The organism is Streptomyces sp. NPDC088252 (genome assembly GCF_044740965.1).
Classification (GTDB): Bacteria; Actinomycetota; Actinomycetes; order Streptomycetales; family Streptomycetaceae; genus Streptomyces.
This window is the reverse complement of sequence record NZ_JBIURS010000004.1, coordinates 153,283-170,230: the sequence shown is the minus strand read 5'-3', so window position 1 is coordinate 170,230 and position 16,948 is coordinate 153,283. Positions and strand designations below refer to the sequence as shown.

Below are 16,948 nucleotides of genomic sequence, written 5' to 3'. Positions count from 1 at the left end.
TGTCGGGTGCCCGGCGCCTCGCCCGAGGCGCCCTGGGCGGTGACTCCCGTCCCAGGACGGCACACGAACCACACCCGACGGAGCAGGCCCTGCCAGTTCTGCGAATCGCCTTCCACACCGGCCGCCCGGCCGTACGCTGATGGACAGCACCGGTGGGGGCCGGTGCTGATTCAGGGGTACGAGACAGCCGGGTACGGCGCCCGGGGCGGGTGGCAGTCGGCACACACGGCGGCGGCCGTGGGGCTGCGGTCCAACTCCCCGATCCGGGCGGCCGTACCCGCGCCGTTCCGTCCCTTCGGCGGGCCGGGGGTGGCCCAGCAACAGAGGCGGCATGGGGGTGCCTGTGGTTCGTATCCGGGTTCTCGTGGTGGACGACCACCGTATTTTCGCCGAGTCGCTCGCAGCGGCGCTCGCGGCCGAGCCGGATGTCGACGTGGCGGCGGCCGGCAGTGGCCCCGCCGCGCTGCGGTGTCTGGAACGGGCCGCCGCCGAGGGGCGCGGCTACGACGTGATGCTGATCGACGCCGAACTGGGCATCCTGGCCTCGGCAAGAGGCCGCCGGGCACCCGTCCCGGCCCCCCGCAGCGGGGAGGACGGTCCGGTGGACGGCATCTCGCTGGTCGCCGCGGTCCGTGCGGGCCGGCCCTCCGTGCGTACGGTGGTGCTCGCCGAGAGGGACGATCCGGCCCGCGCCGCGCTGGCGCTGCAGGCCGGGGCCTCGGGCTGGGTCGCCAAGGACTGCTCGCTGCAACGGCTGCTCACGGTCGTGCGGGGGGTACTGCGCGACGAGACGCATCTGCCCCCGGCCCTGCTCACGGGCGTGCTGCGGGAGCTGACGGCGGCGCGCAAGCACCGCACCGAGAGCGAGCAGCTGGTCGAGTCGCTGACCCCGCGCGAGCGCGAGGTGCTGCGCTGCATGGTTGCGGGTCTGGGCCGCAAGGCGGTGGCGGAGCGGCTCTTCCTCTCCCCGCACACGGTGCGCACACACATGCAGAACGTGCTGGGGAAGCTGGGCGTGCACTCCACCCTGGCCGCGGTCGCGCTGGCCCGGCGCGCGGGTGTCGGCCCGGTCGACCTGGAACCGGTGCTTCTGGGGTCCGTCCGCCCCTGATCCGGACGAAGGACCCCAGGGTCTTTCGTCAGGGTCAGGCCGGGCTCACGTGCCCCGGTGCCGTGCCTCGCCGCGTTGTCGTCGGTCGCCATGGCGCCGCCATGACTTCCTCCTCCGCCTTGCGGTCCACGGCACCGAGCCCCGCTCCCTCATCCGGCCTGATCCGGACGAAGGACCCTGGCCGGCTAGCCCGGGATGTTGTCGAACGGGGCGGTCAACCGGCGGAGCAGTCCGGCCAGTTCGGCGCGCTGCTGGGTGGAGAGCCGGCTCAGGATGGCGCGTTCCTGGGCGAGCAGGCCGGCCAGCGACTGGTCGGCCTTGTCGCGGCCCTCGGCGGTGAGCCGGACGAGCACGCCGCGGCGGTCGCTGGGGTCGGGGAGCCGCTCGACGAGGTTCTTCTTGGTCAGCCGGTCGATGCGGTTGGTCATGGTGCCCGAGGTGACCAGGGTCTGGGTCAGCAACTGGCCCGGGGAGAGCTGGTAGGGGGCGCCCGCGCGACGCAGGGAGGTCAGTACGTCGAACTCCCACGGCTCCAGATCGTGCTCCGAGAAGGCGATCCGGCGGGCCCGGTCCAGATGGCGGGCCAGGCGGGAGACGCGGCTGAGCACCTCGAGTGGTTCCACGTCGAGGTCGGGGCGCTCGCGGCGCCATGCAGCGACCAGTCGGTCGACCTCGTCCTCCATGTGGATCAGTGTAGAGGGTCTGTCGACATGAAGTCTCTTGAATTCAAGTGTCTTGACATCAAGATATCTCTTCGTGATCCTGCTTCCATGACCTCACCCACCTGGGATCCGCAGCAGTACCTCCGTCACGCGGACCATCGCACCCGGCCCTTCCGCGACCTCCTGGCGCGCATCGCCGAGCCTCAGTCCGCCCCCGCGCCCCGCATCGCCGACCTCGGCTGCGGCGCGGGAAACGTCACCCTCCTCCTCGCCGACCGCTGGCCGCAGGCCCGTATCACCGGCTACGACAACTCCCCGCAGATGCTGGAGCGGGCCCGGGAGCACGCGGGCCCCCTCCTGGACTTCGCCGAGGCCGACGCCGCGGCCTGGGCCCCCGCCGAGCCGTACGACCTGATCGTCTCCAACGCCCTGCTCCAGTGGGTTCCGGACCACACCGCCCGCTTCCCCGCGTGGCTGGACGCCATCACCCCCGGCGGGACGTTCGCCTTCCAGGTCCCCGGCAACTTCGACCAGCCCAGCCACGCCCTGATGCGGGAGCTCGCCCGGTCCCCACGCTGGCGCGACCGTCTGGGCGGCGAGCTGCGCCACGCCGACGCGGTGCTCGCCCCCGCCGCCTACCTCGACGCGCTGACGGCTCCCGGCATCACGGCGGACGTCTGGGAGACCACGTATCTGCATCTGCTGCCCGGCGAGGACCCGGTGCTCGACTGGGTGAAGGGCACCGGTCTGCGCCCCGTCCTGACCGCCCTGGCCGACGACCCCGGAGCGCGCGAGGCGTTCCTCGCCGAATACCGCGACCTGCTGCGCGACGCCTACCCCGCGGGCCCGCACGGCACGGTCTTCCCGTTCCGCCGCGTCTTCGCCGTGGCGCGCAAGGAGAAGTGATGATCGCTGCTGTCGATCACGTCCAACTGGCCGCCCCGGAAGGCTCGGAGGACGTGCTGCGCACGTACTACGTGGACACCCTCGGCATGACGGAGACCGCCAAGCCCCCGGCGCTCGCGTCCCGCGGCGGCTGCTGGTTCAGGGCCGGTCCGGTCCAGCTCCATCTGGGCATCGAGCCCGATTTCCGCCCGGCGAGGAAGGCCCACCCGGGACTGCGCGTCACGGACATCGAGGCGTTCGCGGCCAGGCTGGAGGCGCACGGTGCACAGGTGCTGTGGGACGGCGACCTGCCGGGGCACCGGCGCTTCTTCGGCCACGACCCGGTGGGGAACCGGCTGGAGTTCCTGGAACCGGTGAAGTGACCGGAGGAGTCAGAGCCGGTCGAGCGCGTCCAGCGTGATGTCGATGTCGATCGGGAACGGAACACCGGTCTTCAGCCGGTCGTGGTGGATCCCGGTCAGCGCGTACGCCTTGGACAGCGGGTCCGGCTCATAGACCCGCACCACCGGGTGCCGGTCGGTGCCGGTCATGTCGACCAGCCAGAAGTTCGGGATACCCGCCGCCGCGTACTTCTGCGGCTTGGCGTCGCGGTCGCGGGCCTCGGAGCCGGGGGAGACCACCTCGACGGCGAGGAGGACGTCGGCGGCCTCGAAGCGGGTCAGTTCCGGCCCCGTGATCGCGTCCGCGCGCACGACGGAGATGTCCGGCTCGGGGCCGTTGCGGCGGTCCAGGACCACCGTCATCTCCCGTACTGCCTTCAGCTCGCGCGGCGCGGAGCCCCGCAGGCCGTACATCAACAGATCGATCATGCAGCTGTGGAAAAAGCGCCGCGGACTCAAGAAGACCAGGCTCCCGTCGAGCAGTTCCGCGTGCGGCGGGAGTTCGGGCAAGGTGAACAGGTCGTCCACCGTGTATCCGTCCTGGGGCGGCACCGGCCAGCGGGAGCTGTGCGCGGTGATCGGCTCGGCGGTCATGGTTCCTCCCATGGAGGGGATTCCTGGTCATACCGACCACGGTAGAGGTCGTTCTCCCGTGACGTCATCACAATGAGTGACCCACCGGACTCGCTCAGCTCTTGCGGTGTCCTATCAGCCGCGGCTTCGACTCCAGGTTCTCCAGGCCGTGCCAGGCCAGGTTCACCAGATGGGCCGCGACCTCCGCCTTCTTCGGCTTGCGGGCGTTGACCCACCACTGGCCGGTCAGGGCGACCATGCCGACCAGTGCCTGGGCGTAGAGCGGGGCCAGCTTCGGGTCGAAGCCGCGGGCCTTGAACTCCAGGCCCAGGATGTCCTCCACCTGGGTGGCGATGTCGCTGATCAGGGAGGCGAAGGTGCCGGTCGACTGGGCGACGGGGGAGTCGCGGACCAGGATGCGGAAGCCGTCCGTGTACGTCTCGATGTAGTCGAGCAGGGCGAACGCGGCCTGCTCCAGCAGTTCGCGGGGATGGCCCGCCGTCAGGGCGCCGGTGACCATGTCGAGGAGCTGGCGCATCTCGCGGTCGACCACGACGGCGTACAGACCCTCCTTGCCGCCGAAGTGCTCGTAGACGACCGGCTTGGAGACACCGGCGCGGGACGCGATCTCCTCGACCGAGGTGCCCTCGAAGCCCTTGTCGGCGAAGAGGGTGCGGCCGATGTCCAGCAGTTGCTCGCGGCGTTCCTTGCCGGTCATCCGCACCCGGCGGGTGCGCCGGGCGGAGGAGGGACGGTTTTTCTCGTTGCTGGTACTGGAGTCGGTCGCCACATCGTCAATCATGCCGCGTCGGCGCGTGCGGGGTCGCGCCGGGCATCGATACGGCGGGACGCGATCCGGGCGGAGTCGGGCCAGCGCGCGTCCCAGGCCCAGCCCAGCTTCTCGAACCAGCGGATCAACCGGGCGCTCGAATCGATCTGCCCCCTCATCACCCCGTGCCGCGCGCTCGTCGGGTCCGCGTGGTGCAGGTTGTGCCAGGACTCGCCGCAGGACAGGACCGCGAGCCACCACACGTTGCCGGACCGGTCACGGGACTTGAAGGGGCGCTTGCCGACCGCGTGGCAGATGGAGTTGATCGACCAGGTGACGTGGTGCAGCAGCGCCACCCGGACGAGAGAGCCCCAGAAGAACGCGGTCGCCGCGCCCCACCACGACATCGTCACCAGACCGCCGACCAGCGGCGGGAGCGCCAGCGACACGATCGTGAGAGTGAGGAAGTGACGGGAGACGGCGCGGATCGCGGGGTCCTTGATCAGGTCGGGCGCGTACTTCTGCTGCGGGGTCTGCTCCTCGTCGAACATCCAGCCGATGTGGGCCCACCACAGTCCCTTCAGCAGGGCGGGGAGCGTCTCGCCGAAACGCCACGGCGAGTGCGGGTCGCCCTCCGCGTCGGAGAATCGGTGGTGCTTGCGGTGGTCGGCCACCCAGCGCACCACCGGCCCCTCCACGGCCAGCGAACCCGCGACGGCGAGGGCGATCCGCAGCGGGCGCTTGGCCTTGAAGGAGCCATGGGTGAAGTGGCGGTGGAAGCCGATCGTGATGCCGTGGCAGCCGATGAAGTACATCGCCACGAGCAGGCCCAGATCGAGCCAGCTCACGCCCCGGCCCCAGGCCAGCGGCACCGCGGCGACCAGCGCCACGAACGGCACCACGATGAACAGCAGAAGGGCGATCTGCTCGATCGACCGTTTGTCGTCCCCGCCGAGCGTGGCGGAGGGAAGGGGCTGACCGTCGGCCGCCGATGGTTGGGCGTCGTCGATCACGGAGGGGCTGGTGTTCATGGGGAGTCCCCTGGGGATGAGGAGTACGACGGACAGCTCTGGTTACGCATCCGTAACCTACGGCTACGTAAGTATGGCAGCGCGGGGGCCCGTGGCACGAGAGCGCGACGGACCGCCCGCCGAAGGGAAACCCGAACGGGGCGCGAGCGTCACCGATGGCGTGGACACCTATCCTGGTGGGGTCGGACAGCGCGGTCCGCACTCTGCTTTCCCGGGGTGGCGTCAGCACCGCTGCCGACCGCGGCCTGGGAGACACCCGTGCCCGCCCGTCTCCCACCACCACCCTTGTTGGGATTCGCTTCGCGACACACCTCCTCATTCACTGCAAGGAGCCGCACACTGTGAGCAGTGCCGACCAGACCCCTGCCGCCAGCCCCGAGCTGCGCGCCGACATCCGCCGCCTCGGCGACCTGCTGGGCGAGACCCTCGTACGTCAGGAGGGGCAGGAACTCCTCGACCTCGTCGAGCGGGTCCGCGCCCTGACCCGCACCGACGGCGAGGCCGCGGCCGAACTCCTCGGCGACACCGACCTGGAGACCGCCGCACGGCTCGTGCGCGCCTTCTCCACCTACTTCCATCTCGCCAACGTCACCGAGCAGGTCCACCGGGCCCACGAGATGCGTGACCGGCGCGCCGCCGAGGGCGGTCTCCTCGCGCGCACCGCCGACCGGCTGAAGGACGCGGACCCGGAGCACCTTCGCGAGACCGTCAAGAACCTCAACGTACGGCCCGTCTTCACCGCACACCCGACCGAGGCCGCGCGCCGCTCCGTGCTGAACAAGCTCCGCCGTATCGCCGAGCTGCTGGAGACGCCCGTCATCGACGCCGACCGGCGCCGCCAGGATCTGCGGCTCGCCGAGAACATCGACCTCATCTGGCAGACCGACGAGCTGCGCGTGGTCCGGCCCGAACCCGCCGACGAGGCCCGCAACGCCATCTACTACCTCGACGAACTGCACGCCAACGCCGTCGGGGACGTCCTGGAGGACCTGGCGGCCGAACTGGAGCGGGTCGGCGTCGAGCTGCCCGCGGGCACCCGGCCCCTCACCTTCGGCACCTGGATCGGCGGCGACCGCGACGGCAACCCCAACGTGACGCCCGCCGTCACCCGGGAAGTGCTGATCCTCCAGCACGAGCACGGCATCACCGACGCGTTGGAGCTCGTCGACCACCTGCGCGGCCAGCTCTCCAACTCCATCCGCTACACCGGCGCCACCGACGAGCTGCTGACCTCGCTCCAGGCCGACCTCGAACGCCTCCCCGAGATCAGCCCGCGCTACAAGCGGCTGAACGCCGAGGAGCCGTACCGCCTCAAGGCCACCTGCATCCGGCAGAAGCTCGTCAACACCCGCGAGCGCCTGGCCGGCGGCACCCCGCACCGCCCCGGCTGCGACTACCTCGGCACCGCCGAACTCCTCACCGACCTGGAGCTCATCCAGACCTCGCTGCGCGAGCACCGCGGCGGACTGTTCGCCGACGGGCGGATGGACCGCACGATCCGCACGCTCGCCGCGTTCGGCCTGCAGCTCGCCACCATGGACGTGCGCGAGCACGCCGACGCCCACCACCACGCCCTCGGCCAGCTCTTCGACCGGCTCGGCGAGGAGTCCTGGCGCTACGCCGACATGCCGCGCGAATACCGGCAGAAGCTGCTCGCCAAGGAGCTGCGCTCACGCCGCCCGCTCGCCCCGACCCCGGCCCCGCTGGACCCCGCGGGCGAGAAGACCCTCGGCGTCTTCCACACCGTCAAGGAAGCCTTCGAGCGATTCGGCCCCGAAGTCATCGAGTCGTACATCATCTCGATGTGCCAGGGCGCCGACGACGTCTTCGCAGCGGCCGTCCTGGCCCGCGAGGCCGGACTGATCGACCTGCACGCCGGCTGGGCCAAGATCGGCATCGTGCCGCTGCTGGAGACCACCGACGAGCTGCGCGCCGCCGACGTCATCCTCGACGAGATGCTCGCCGACCCGTCGTACCGCCGGCTCGTCTCGCTGCGCGGCGATGTGCAGGAGGTCATGCTCGGGTACTCCGACTCCTCCAAGTTCGGCGGCATCACCACCTCCCAGTGGGAGATCCACCGCGCCCAGCGCCGACTGCGCGACGTCGCGCACCGCTACGGCGTACGACTGCGGCTCTTCCACGGCCGCGGCGGCACCGTCGGCCGCGGCGGCGGCCCCTCGCACGACGCGATCCTCGCGCAGCCCTGGGGCACCCTCGAAGGCGAGATCAAGGTGACCGAACAGGGCGAGGTCATCTCCGACAAGTACCTCATCCCGGCGCTCGCCCGCGAGAACCTGGAACTGACCGTCGCGGCCACCCTCCAGGCCTCCGCGCTGCACACCGCGCCCCGGCAGTCCGACGAGGCCCTCGCCCGCTGGGACGCGGCCATGGACACCGTCTCCGACGCCGCGCACGCCGCGTACCGCCGACTGGTCGAGGACCCGGACCTGCCGGCGTACTTCTTCGCCTCCACCCCGGTCGACCAGCTCGCCGAGCTGCACCTCGGGTCCCGCCCGTCGCGGCGCCCGGACTCCGGCGCAGGCCTGGACGGGCTGCGGGCCATTCCATGGGTCTTCGGCTGGACCCAGTCGCGGCAGATCGTGCCCGGCTGGTACGGCGTCGGCTCCGGGCTCAAGGCACTGCGCGAGGCCGGTCCGGACACCGTGCTGGACGAGATGCACGAGCAGTGGCACTTCTTCCGGAACTTCATCTCCAACGTCGAGATGACGCTCGCCAAGACCGATCTGCGGATCGCCCGCCACTACGTCGACACGCTCGTCCCGGACGGGCTGAAGCACGTCTTCGCCGACATCGAGGCCGAGCACGCGCTCACGGTCCGGGAAGTACTGAGGGTCACCGGCGGCTCCGAACTGCTCAGCACCAGCCCGGTGCTCCAGCAGACCTTCGCCATCCGGGACGCCTACCTGGACCCGATCTCCTACCTCCAGGTCTCGCTGCTGGCCCGTCAGCGCGAGGCGGCGGCACGCGGCGAGGAAGCGGACCCGCTGCTCGCCAGGGCCCTGCTGCTCACCGTGAACGGTGTCGCCGCGGGGCTGCGCAACACCGGCTGACCCGCCGGGGCGCGGGTGCGGCCCTGCTCACAGGGCGAAGAACGTCGCCACCAGCAAGGCCGCGCCCGCGATCCCCGTGCCCCACGCGGTCCGGGGCATCCGCAGACCGCCGCCGATGATCAGGGCGGCCAGCACCAGCGCACCGCCCAGCGGCACCCAGGCGTGCAGGAAGCCGGGGGCGCCGGTACGTACGACATCGTTCGTACCCGGCTTCACGACGACCGGGAAACGATCGCCCCTGCGTACCGCGACGGACTTGTCGATCGTCACCCGGGAACGCGCGGCAGCCTGTCCGGACGGGGCGAACGGCCCGGTGCAGACATCGGCGCCACAGCCCGTGACGGTCATCGTGCCGTGCTCGCGGCCCTTGGCCAGAACGATGTGGTGCGCCGAACCCCACGAGGAGTACACGCCCGCGACGAGCAGCAGCAGGACGACACAGCCCATGGCGGCGCTGCGGGCGAGGGCCAGGGCGCGGTGGGAGGAGCTCCGCTTCATGGGGAGCGATCCTTGGGCAGAGCGGCGCGCTCGGTCAACTTGTGGCCGAAAATCGCCGGGGTACCGGCGGGAATGTCAGCAGTTGTACGAGCCGCACCCCGCCGGGGTCGCGCGCTGCGGATATCAGGAGTTGTACGCGCTCTGCGCGCGCTCCAGACCCTCCGCGAGCAGGCACTCCACCGAGTCCGCGGCCCGGTCCACGAAGTAGCCGAGCTCCTTGCGCTCGGTGGACGAGAAGTCCTTCAGCACGAAGTCCGCGACCTGCATCCGGCCCGGCGGCCGGCCGATCCCGAACCGGATCCGGTGGTAGTCGGCACCCATCGCCTTGGTCATCGACTTGAGCCCGTTGTGCCCGTTGTCCCCGCCGCCCAGCTTCAGCCGGAGCGTCCCGTAATCGATGTCCAGCTCGTCATGGATCGCCACGACGTGATCGGTCGGCACCTTGTAGAAGTCGCGCAGCGCCGTGACGGGACCGCCGGAGAGGTTCATGTACGACATCGGCTTGGCCAGGATCACTCGGCGGTTCTCCGGCCCCGGCGGGCCCATACGGCCCTCCACGACCTGTGCCTGGGCCTTCTGGGCCCGCTTGAACTTCCCGCCGATCCGCTCGGCGAGAAGGTCGGCGACCATGAAACCGACATTGTGCCGGTTCGCCGCGTACTCGGGACCGGGGTTGCCGAGGCCCACGATGAGCCAGGGTTCGGTGGCATCGGACATCTGCGCTCGGTCTCCTTCGCGTACGGGTTTCCGGATGGCCGGGTCACCGGGAAACAGGGAAACGGGGCGGCGGGCCCCGCGAGGGGGAACCGCCGCCCCGTCAGTGAAGCAGAGCGGACGAGGCTCAGGCCTCGGCGCCCTCGCCCTCGGCGGTCTCGGCGGCCGGCTCCTCGGCCTGCGCGGCGACGACCTGCAGGACGATGGCCTCCTCGTCACCGGCCAGCACGGCGCCCTTGGGCAGCGTGATGTCCTTGGCGAGGACGGACGCACCGGCGTCCAGGCCCGCGATGGAGACCGTGACGGACTCGGGGATGTGGGTGGCCTCGGCCTCGACGAGCAGGGTGTTCTGCACGTACTCCAGGAGGTTGCCGCCCGGGGCCAGGTCGCCCTCGACGTGCACGGCGATCTCGACGTTGACCTTCTCGCCGCGCTTGACCGTCAGCAGGTCGACGTGCTCGATGTTGCCCTTGAGCGCGTTGCGCTGCACGGCCTTGGGGATGACCAGGGCGTCCTTGCCCTCGATCTCCAGACCGATCAGGACGTTGGCGGTCTTGAGCGCCATCATCAGGTCGTGGCCCGGCAGGTTGATGTGAACCGGCTCGGCACCGTGGCCGTAGACGACCGCGGGAACCAGGTTGGCACGGCGGGTGCGACGGGCGGCGCCCTTGCCGAACTCGGTACGGATCTGGGCGTCGAGCTTGACCTCAGCCATGGCTGCACTCCTCGTAGGGTGACGAAACTTGGACGGTCACCCGGCCCACGACAGGCCTGCTACGAAGAGCGCGTCGATAACGGATCGCCGTACACATGAGTACGGCCTCCCTCGCCGAGCAACTCGCTGAGTCTACCCGGCGGGGAGGCCGCACCCAAAGTGGATCTACGGCAGTGCTGTTCCTACTGCTCCTCGAAGAGGCTGGTGACCGAACCGTCCTCGAAGACCTCGCGCACCGCGCGGGCGATCGTCGGGGCGATCGAGAGCACCGTGATCTTGTCGAGCTCCAGCTCGCCCGGGGTCGGCAGGGTGTCCGTGAACACGAACTCGCTGACCTTGGAGTTCTTCAGACGGTCCGCGGCAGGACCGGAGAGCACACCATGGGTGGCCGTCACTATGACGTCCTCGGCACCGTGCGCGAACAGGGCGTCGGCGGCGGCGCAGATCGTGCCACCGGTGTCGATCATGTCGTCGACCAGGACACAGACCCGGCCCTTGACGTTGCCGACGACCTCGTGGACGGTCACCTGGTTGGCGACGTCCTTGTCACGGCGCTTGTGGACGATCGCCAGCGGGGCGTCCAGGCGGTCGCACCAGCGGTCGGCGACGCGCACACGACCGGCGTCCGGGGAGACGATCGTCAGCTTCGTGCGGTCGACCTTGGCACCGACGTAGTCGGCGAGGATCGGCAGCGCGAAGAGGTGGTCGACCGGGCCGTCGAAGAAGCCCTGGATCTGGTCGGTGTGCAGGTCGACGGTGAGGATGCGGTCGGCACCCGCCGTCTTCATCAGATCGGCGACCAGACGGGCCGAGATCGGCTCGCGGCCACGGTGCTTCTTGTCCTGACGGGCATAGCCGTAGAACGGCACGATCACCGTGATGGAACGGGCCGAAGCGCGCTTCAGCGCGTCCAGCATGATGAGCTGCTCCATGATCCACTTGTTGATCGGAGCGGTGTGGCTCTGGATCAGGAAGCAGTCGGCGCCGCGGGCGGACTCCTGGAAGCGGACGTAGATCTCACCGTTGGCGAAATCGAAGGCCTTCGTCGGCACGAGGCCCACACCCAGTTGGTGCGCAACCTCCTCGGCCAGCTCGGGGTGGGCGCGGCCGGAGAAGAGCATAAGTTTCTTCTCGCCGGTCGTCTTGATCCCGGTCACAGCACAGTCTCCTCAGACGTGTTCCTGGCGCCGCGCGCATGTGTCCCGATGTGCGACGAGCCAGCCGAAATGGGGTGAGCATCTATCACGGTACGCCGTGCTCGACGCACCTGTTTCCGGTCAGCTTTCGCCGTCGCGCTCCGAAGCGGCGGCCTGAGCGGCCTGCGCGGCGGCGCTTCCCGGACGCTTGCGTGCCACCCAGCCCTCGATATTCCTTTGCTGGCCGCGGGCGACGGCCAGCGAACCGGACGGTACGTCCTTGGTGATGACCGAGCCGGCCGCGGTGTACACGCCGTCCCCGACCGTGACGGGCGCCACAAACATATTGTCCGCTCCGGTACGGCAGTGGGAGCCGATCGTGGCGTGGTGCTTGGCCTCGCCGTCGTAGTTCACGAAGACGCTGGCGGCACCGATGTTGGTGTGATCACCGATCGTCGCGTCGCCGACGTAGCTCAGGTGCGGAACCTTGGTGCCCTCGCCGACCGTGGCGTTCTTCATCTCCACGTACGTACCGGCCTTGGCCTTCGGCCCGAGCTTCGTGCCGGGACGCAGATAGGCGTACGGGCCCACCGACGCGCTCTCGCCGATCTCCGCCCGGTCCGCGACCGTGTTGTCCACACGCGCGCCCGCGCCCACGACGGTGTCCGTGAGCCGGGTGTTGGGGCCGACCTCGGCGTCCTCGGCGAGATGCGTGGTGCCGAGCAGCTGGGTGCCCGGGTGCACGATCGCGTCCCGCTCGTAGGTGACGGTGGCGTCGATCAGCGTGGACGCGGGGTCCACGACGGTCACACCGGCCAGCATGGCGCGCTCCAGCAGCCGCTGGTTCAGCAGCCGTCGTGCCTCGGCCAGCTGGACCCGGTTGTTGATGCCGAGGATCTCGCGGTGGTCGCCGGCGACCGAGGCGCCGACCCGGTGTCCGGCCTCGCGCAGGATCGACAGCACATCGGTGAGGTACTCCTCGCCCTGGCTGTTGTCCGTGCGGACCTTGCCGAGGGCGTCCGCGAGCAGTCGGCCGTCGAAGGCGAAGACCCCGGAGTTGATCTCCCGGATCGCGCGCTGGACCTCGGTGGCGTCCTTGTGCTCGACGATCTCGGTGACCGCGCCGGTGGCCGGGTCGCGGACGATCCGGCCGTAGCCGGTGGAGTCCGGGACCTCGGCGGTCAGCACGGTGACGGCGTTGGAGTCGGCCGTGTGGGTGGCGGCGAGCGCGGTGAGGGTCTCGCCGGAGAGCAGCGGGGTGTCGCCGCAGACGACGATCACGGTGCCCTCGACGGCCCCGCCGAGCTCGTCGAGACCGACGCGCACGGCGTTCCCGGTGCCCCGCTGCTCGGCCTGGTGGGCGGTCCGCAGCCGGTCGTCGACGGCGGTGAGATGCGCGGTGACCCGCTCGCTCTCGTGGCCGACGACCACGACGAGGTGCTCGGGGTCCAGTTCTCGGGAGGCGGCGACGACATGTCCGACGAGCGAGCGACCGGAGATCTCGTGCAGGACCTTGGGGGTCTTCGACTTCATGCGGGTGCCCTCACCCGCTGCGAGGACGACGACGGCTGCCGGGCGGTTGGCGCTCACGGGTATGTCCTTCGGCTTCGGGTGGGGGACATCCGAAGGATACCGGGGGCGTGGGAGTCGGACATGCGTGCGGGCCCCGACCGTGGTGGTCGGGGCCCGCACGCAGGGGCTCCCGGGGAAGGAATCGAACCCTCATTCAATGGACCAAAACCATTTGTCCTGCCATTAGACGACCCGGGATGGTCTGTCTTTTATGTCCGATTTTGATGATCGGCTCGCTGTGCAGCCCCTACTATGCCGCACCACCAGCCTTCGATGCGACGGTACAGGTCGGCGCTTTTCAGAACACGTACGACAAGGCAACCTCGGTAGTCCTCACCGATGTTCTTCCGGTTCGTTCGTGGGCTGTGCCTCTTGACGGATGTTTTCCCGAACTTGCCGACTCCGGGGCCGACCGGATCCGCCCAGAACCGCTCCGCCGACGTGGCATCGGCGGTCTCGTGGATGTGTACATGAAAGCGGAGCTGATCGTCACTCACTCCCAACAGGCGGAGCCAGGCGAGGAAGACCTCGATCATGCCCGGGTCGCTGTTGACGAAAGTAACCCGTTCCTGCGTGCGGTAGGGCTTGGACTTGGAGCCCTCTGCCCAGTAGAGACCTACGCCGAGCAGGAACAACTTGTTCGTGCTCATGGGGCCGATCTCGCTCTGTGCTCGTTTCCTGGCCTCCTGCCGCTCCTCGTCGCGTCGCCGGAGCGCGACTTCCCAGCCGCGTCGCGCGATGGCGGATGCCTCCTCCCGTGTCCGCTTGCGCTCCGGCTTCGGCAGGTCCCGCACCCACAGCGAGATCGAGCTCTTCGAGCACCCCAGCTCCACCTGGATCCGGTCGTACGTCATGCCCTGACGCCTCAGCTCCCGCGCCTTCTCCCGCAGGTCGTCCTTGGCGTTCGGGCGCTTCGTCCACTCGGGGGCGGGCTCGCCCTCCAGGAGGCGGTTGAGGATGTCGTTGTTGTGGACGTGGAGCCGGTCGCGGATCTGTCGGCGGCTGAGACCCTCCCGGCGCAGCGCGACGGCCTGTTCGCGCAGCCCTTCGAAGTCGGCGTACTTGCTCGTGATTTCCGTCATGCGCCGAGCGTCGTCCGGAATGCGGACGTCCGGTGTGAAAGCCTGCTCGAATCACCATTTCAAGCGATACCTGGCTGTTCCGTCTCTGTTCGACGGACGTGCGTGCTGTCCGGGTCACCCGAAAACGAGGTGCGCCCGCCCGTAGGCTGGACGGCATGACCGCAACGGGGGCATATCGGGAAGCCGCGGGTACGACGACCCGCAGCTATTGGTGGTGGGATCGGCGGCGAGGCGTCGCTCTGGACGTGGGGCTCGCGCTCCTGTCGGCGTCGGAATGCGCACTCGAAGGGGTGGAGTTCGCCCGGGACACCGGGTTGCCGGTGCCGATCGGCGTGGTGTTCGGGCTGCTCGCGGGGTCCGTGCTGGTGGTGCGGCGGCGCTGGCCGATCGCCGTGGTGCTGGTGTCGATCGCGACCACACCCGCGGACATGGGCTTCCTGATGGGCCTGGTCGGCCTCTACACGCTGGCCGCCTCCGAGGTGCCACGGAGAATCACCGCGGTGCTGATGGGGATGTCCTTCGCGGGGACGTTCATCGTCACGTACGTACGGCTGCGGCAGAGCGTCTCCGAGCAGGCCGACTTCGGGCCCGGTGACTGGTACGTGCCGCTGATGTCCCTCTTCATGTCCCTCGGGCTCACCGCGCCGCCCGTGCTGTTCGGCCTCTACATAGGGGCGCGGCGCCGGCTGATGGAGAGCCTGCGGGAGCGGGCGGACTCGTTGGAGCGGGAGCTTTCGCTGCTCGCCGACCGCGCCGAGGAGCGGGCCGAATGGGCGCGTACGGAGGAGCGCACCAGGATCGCCCGCGAGATGCACGACGTGGTCGCCCACCGGGTCAGCCTGATGGTCGTGCATGCCGCCGCGCTCCAGGCCGTCGCGCCGAAGGACCCGGCGAAGGCGGTGCGGAATGCCGCGCTGGTCGGCGACATGGGCCGCCAGGCGCTGACCGAGCTGCGCGAGATGCTGGGGGTGTTGCGGGCGGGGGATCCGGTGACGCCCCGGTCGGCCCAGGTGCCGCTCGCCTCGGTCGGGAAGGCGGCCGCCGCCGCGGCTGCCGCGGCGGCCGAGGACGGGCCCCGGCTGCACGAGGTGGAGACCCTGGTCGGGGAGTCCAGGGCGGCCGGCATGACCGTGGAACTCTCGGTGGACGGCGAGGCACGCCCGTACGCACCCGAGGTGGAGCAGACCGCGTACCGGGTGGTGCAGGAGGCGCTGACGAACGTGCACAAGCACGCGGCGGGTGCGAAGACGTGGGTGCGGCTCGCGCACCGCGGTTCGGAATTCGCGATGCAGGTGGAGAACGGCCCGTCGGACGCGGCCACGGCGGACGCGGGGCTGCCGAGCGGGGGCAATGGGCTCGTCGGTATGCGGGAGCGGGTGCTGGGGCTCGGTGGTGTCTTCGTCTCCGGCCCGACGGACGCGGGGGGTTTCCGGGTGTCGGCGGTGCTGCCGGACCGGGGGGCGGCCTGAGGGCCGGAATGTGCCGGCGGGCCGGAGGTTCGGGGTGGTCAGTCCGAGACGAGGCGTTCCGGCTGGATGCCGCCGACCAGGGTGGCCAGCGCCTGGTCGATGTCCGGGCCCAGGTACCAGTCCCCGGTGTGGTCGATGCTGTAGACGCGTCCTTCGTTGTCGATGGCGAGGACCGCCTGTCCGTCCCCTTCCTCGCCGAGCGGGCTCACCTCGGTCTCCAGCGCCCGGCCGAGGTCGCCGAGCGTGCGGGCGAGATGGAGTCCGCGCATCGGGTCGATGCGCACCGGGGCCGGTGCGATCTGCCGGCCCGGCGCGGACGCCGTGATGTGCAGTCCGCCGAATTCCGCCCATGCCTCCACGGCGGCGGGGAAGATCGCGTGCTGATGGCCGGCGGGCGACGTGTGCGAGCGCAGCGCGTCGGCCCACTCCTCGGCCTGTCGGATGTCCCAGCGGCCGGGTTGCCAGCCCGCGGCACGCAGGGCGGCGTCGACGGCGACGGGGAAGCGGGTCGAGGAATGGCGGTCGCGGCCCGTGGGGCCCGCCTGTTCGGGTAGGTCGGTTCGGTCGTGCATCGGCGCGCGGTCAGCCCTTCTCGGCGGTGGTCGCCGCCCCGGTGGTCGTGAGGTCGACGGGACGTACGCCGAAATGGGCGAGCATCGCCGCGCAGGAGCGGCACGGCGGCGCGTAGGTGCCGTGCATCGGGTCGCCGTCCTCACGGATGCGCCGTGCGGTGAGTCGCGAGTGCTTCAGGGCGCGGCGGGCCTCGCCGTTGGTCAGCGGCTTGCGCCGGGCCCGCTTGGAACGGCCGGCGTCGGCCGCGGTGAGCTGCCGGGACAGCAGTATCGCTTCGGGGCAGCGGCCGGTGAAGCGTTCGCGCTGGCCGCTGGTGAGGGTGTCGAGGAAGTCCTGGACCAGCGGGTGCAGTACGGGCGGCTGGTCACCCTTGCCCGCGGTGCAGGTGAGTGTCTCGCCGCGCACGGACAGCGCTGCCGCCACCGCGGGCAGGATGCCGTCGCGGCGGTGGTGCAGGCGGGGCGTGCGGCTGGTCCCGGTGCTGCTCCAGCTGAGGCGCGGGTCCCCGGATGTGACTGGTTGTGAAGTGTGCATGGTGCGTTTCCCTCCCGTGCCCGCAGCGGTAGCTGCGCGATGTGCACGCCCCCGAGTTGCGGTGACAGCCTGCCAAATGTCCCGGCTGGTCGGAAAGCTGGGGCGGGGATACACACGTCCGTGTCGTTCTTCGGTGGCAGCGGCGTCGCTCG

General features: G+C 70.3%; 17 protein-coding genes and 1 tRNA gene. 5 read left to right on the top strand and 13 right to left on the bottom strand.

Annotation, left to right across the window (positions count from 1 at the left end; genetic code table 11):
• The first annotated feature begins 343 nt into the window (after nucleotides 1–343).
• Nucleotides 344–1,111 (top strand): response regulator transcription factor, encoded by a 768-nt coding sequence (locus ACIOHC_RS10365; RefSeq protein WP_351084762.1) that lies wholly within the window; start codon nucleotides 344–346, stop codon nucleotides 1,109–1,111.
• 185 nt (nucleotides 1,112–1,296) lie between these two features.
• Here ACIOHC_RS10365 and ACIOHC_RS10360 read toward each other — a convergent pair whose 3' ends face one another.
• On the bottom strand, nucleotides 1,297–1,794 hold the full coding sequence (locus ACIOHC_RS10360; protein WP_351084757.1) for a MarR family transcriptional regulator: 498 nt from the start codon (nucleotides 1,792–1,794) through the stop codon (nucleotides 1,297–1,299).
• 87 nt (nucleotides 1,795–1,881) lie between these two features.
• On the opposite strand from ACIOHC_RS10360, the gene ACIOHC_RS10355 reads away from it, so the two are divergent.
• Nucleotides 1,882–2,679 (top strand): trans-aconitate 2-methyltransferase, encoded by a 798-nt coding sequence (locus ACIOHC_RS10355; protein WP_365690815.1) that lies wholly within the window; start codon nucleotides 1,882–1,884, stop codon nucleotides 2,677–2,679.
• A complete protein-coding gene (locus ACIOHC_RS10350; RefSeq protein WP_351076576.1) occupies nucleotides 2,679–3,041 on the top strand; it encodes a VOC family protein in 363 nt (120 codons plus the stop codon). The genes ACIOHC_RS10355 and ACIOHC_RS10350 overlap by 1 nt, the downstream gene beginning before the upstream one ends.
• 9 nt (nucleotides 3,042–3,050) lie before the next feature.
• Here ACIOHC_RS10350 and ACIOHC_RS10345 read toward each other — a convergent pair whose 3' ends face one another.
• The 3 genes from ACIOHC_RS10345 to ACIOHC_RS10335 form a co-directional block, all read right to left on the bottom strand.
• Complete coding sequence (locus ACIOHC_RS10345) at nucleotides 3,051–3,653, bottom strand: Uma2 family endonuclease (RefSeq protein ID WP_401842636.1); 603 nt, start codon at nucleotides 3,651–3,653, stop codon at nucleotides 3,051–3,053.
• Between the two features lie 94 nt (nucleotides 3,654–3,747).
• Nucleotides 3,748–4,434: a TetR/AcrR family transcriptional regulator gene (locus ACIOHC_RS10340; RefSeq protein WP_351076578.1), complete on the bottom strand. Its 687-nt coding sequence runs from the start codon at nucleotides 4,432–4,434 to the stop codon at nucleotides 3,748–3,750.
• Nucleotides 4,431–5,432, bottom strand: coding sequence for a fatty acid desaturase (locus ACIOHC_RS10335; protein ID WP_351076580.1), 1,002 nt, complete (start codon nucleotides 5,430–5,432; stop codon nucleotides 4,431–4,433). The genes ACIOHC_RS10340 and ACIOHC_RS10335 overlap by 4 nt, the downstream gene beginning before the upstream one ends.
• 341 nt (nucleotides 5,433–5,773) lie before the next feature.
• Here ACIOHC_RS10335 and ppc point away from each other — a divergent pair, with 341 nt between their 5' ends.
• Nucleotides 5,774–8,503: a phosphoenolpyruvate carboxylase gene (gene ppc, locus ACIOHC_RS10330; RefSeq protein WP_351076582.1), complete on the top strand. Its 2,730-nt coding sequence runs from the start codon at nucleotides 5,774–5,776 to the stop codon at nucleotides 8,501–8,503.
• Nucleotides 8,504–8,530: 27 nt separating this feature from the next.
• On the opposite strand, the gene ACIOHC_RS10325 is transcribed toward ppc, so the two are convergent.
• From ACIOHC_RS10325 to ACIOHC_RS10295, 7 genes are all read right to left on the bottom strand, one after another.
• Nucleotides 8,531–9,001 carry a hypothetical protein gene (locus tag ACIOHC_RS10325; RefSeq protein WP_401842294.1) on the bottom strand — a complete coding sequence of 157 codons (471 nt, stop codon included), beginning with the start codon at nucleotides 8,999–9,001 and terminating at the stop codon, nucleotides 8,531–8,533.
• A 123-nt stretch (nucleotides 9,002–9,124) separates the two neighbouring features.
• The gene (gene pth, locus ACIOHC_RS10320; protein ID WP_351076588.1) at nucleotides 9,125–9,718 is read right to left on the bottom strand and encodes an aminoacyl-tRNA hydrolase; all 594 of its coding nucleotides are present in this window, start codon (nucleotides 9,716–9,718) and stop codon (nucleotides 9,125–9,127) included.
• A 124-nt stretch (nucleotides 9,719–9,842) separates the two neighbouring features.
• On the bottom strand, nucleotides 9,843–10,430 hold the full coding sequence (locus ACIOHC_RS10315) for a 50S ribosomal protein L25/general stress protein Ctc (protein WP_351076591.1): 588 nt from the start codon (nucleotides 10,428–10,430) through the stop codon (nucleotides 9,843–9,845).
• A 182-nt stretch (nucleotides 10,431–10,612) separates the two neighbouring features.
• Complete coding sequence (locus ACIOHC_RS10310) at nucleotides 10,613–11,587, bottom strand: ribose-phosphate diphosphokinase (protein WP_030926792.1); 975 nt, start codon at nucleotides 11,585–11,587, stop codon at nucleotides 10,613–10,615.
• A 120-nt stretch (nucleotides 11,588–11,707) separates the two neighbouring features.
• Entirely contained in the window at nucleotides 11,708–13,156 is a 1,449-nt protein-coding gene (gene glmU / locus ACIOHC_RS10305; RefSeq protein ID WP_401842291.1) for a bifunctional UDP-N-acetylglucosamine diphosphorylase/glucosamine-1-phosphate N-acetyltransferase GlmU, read from the bottom strand.
• Nucleotides 13,157–13,265: 109 nt separating this feature from the next.
• A tRNA-Gln gene (locus tag ACIOHC_RS10300) sits at nucleotides 13,266–13,336 on the bottom strand.
• 11 nt (nucleotides 13,337–13,347) lie between these two features.
• Entirely contained in the window at nucleotides 13,348–14,220 is an 873-nt protein-coding gene (locus ACIOHC_RS10295) for a hypothetical protein (RefSeq protein ID WP_401842289.1), read from the bottom strand.
• A gap of 155 nt (nucleotides 14,221–14,375) precedes the next feature.
• On the opposite strand from ACIOHC_RS10295, the gene ACIOHC_RS10290 reads away from it, so the two are divergent.
• The gene (locus tag ACIOHC_RS10290) at nucleotides 14,376–15,689 is read left to right on the top strand and encodes a histidine kinase (protein ID WP_389636614.1); all 1,314 of its coding nucleotides are present in this window, start codon (nucleotides 14,376–14,378) and stop codon (nucleotides 15,687–15,689) included.
• 38 nt (nucleotides 15,690–15,727) lie between these two features.
• Here ACIOHC_RS10290 and ACIOHC_RS10285 read toward each other — a convergent pair whose 3' ends face one another.
• Both ACIOHC_RS10285 and ACIOHC_RS10280 read right to left on the bottom strand, forming a co-directional pair.
• Nucleotides 15,728–16,261 (bottom strand): SUKH-3 domain-containing protein, encoded by a 534-nt coding sequence (locus tag ACIOHC_RS10285; protein ID WP_351076602.1) that lies wholly within the window; start codon nucleotides 16,259–16,261, stop codon nucleotides 15,728–15,730.
• Between the two features lie 10 nt (nucleotides 16,262–16,271).
• Entirely contained in the window at nucleotides 16,272–16,796 is a 525-nt protein-coding gene (locus ACIOHC_RS10280; protein WP_351076604.1) for a YwqJ-related putative deaminase, read from the bottom strand.
• Nucleotides 16,797–16,948: the final 152 nt, after the last annotated feature.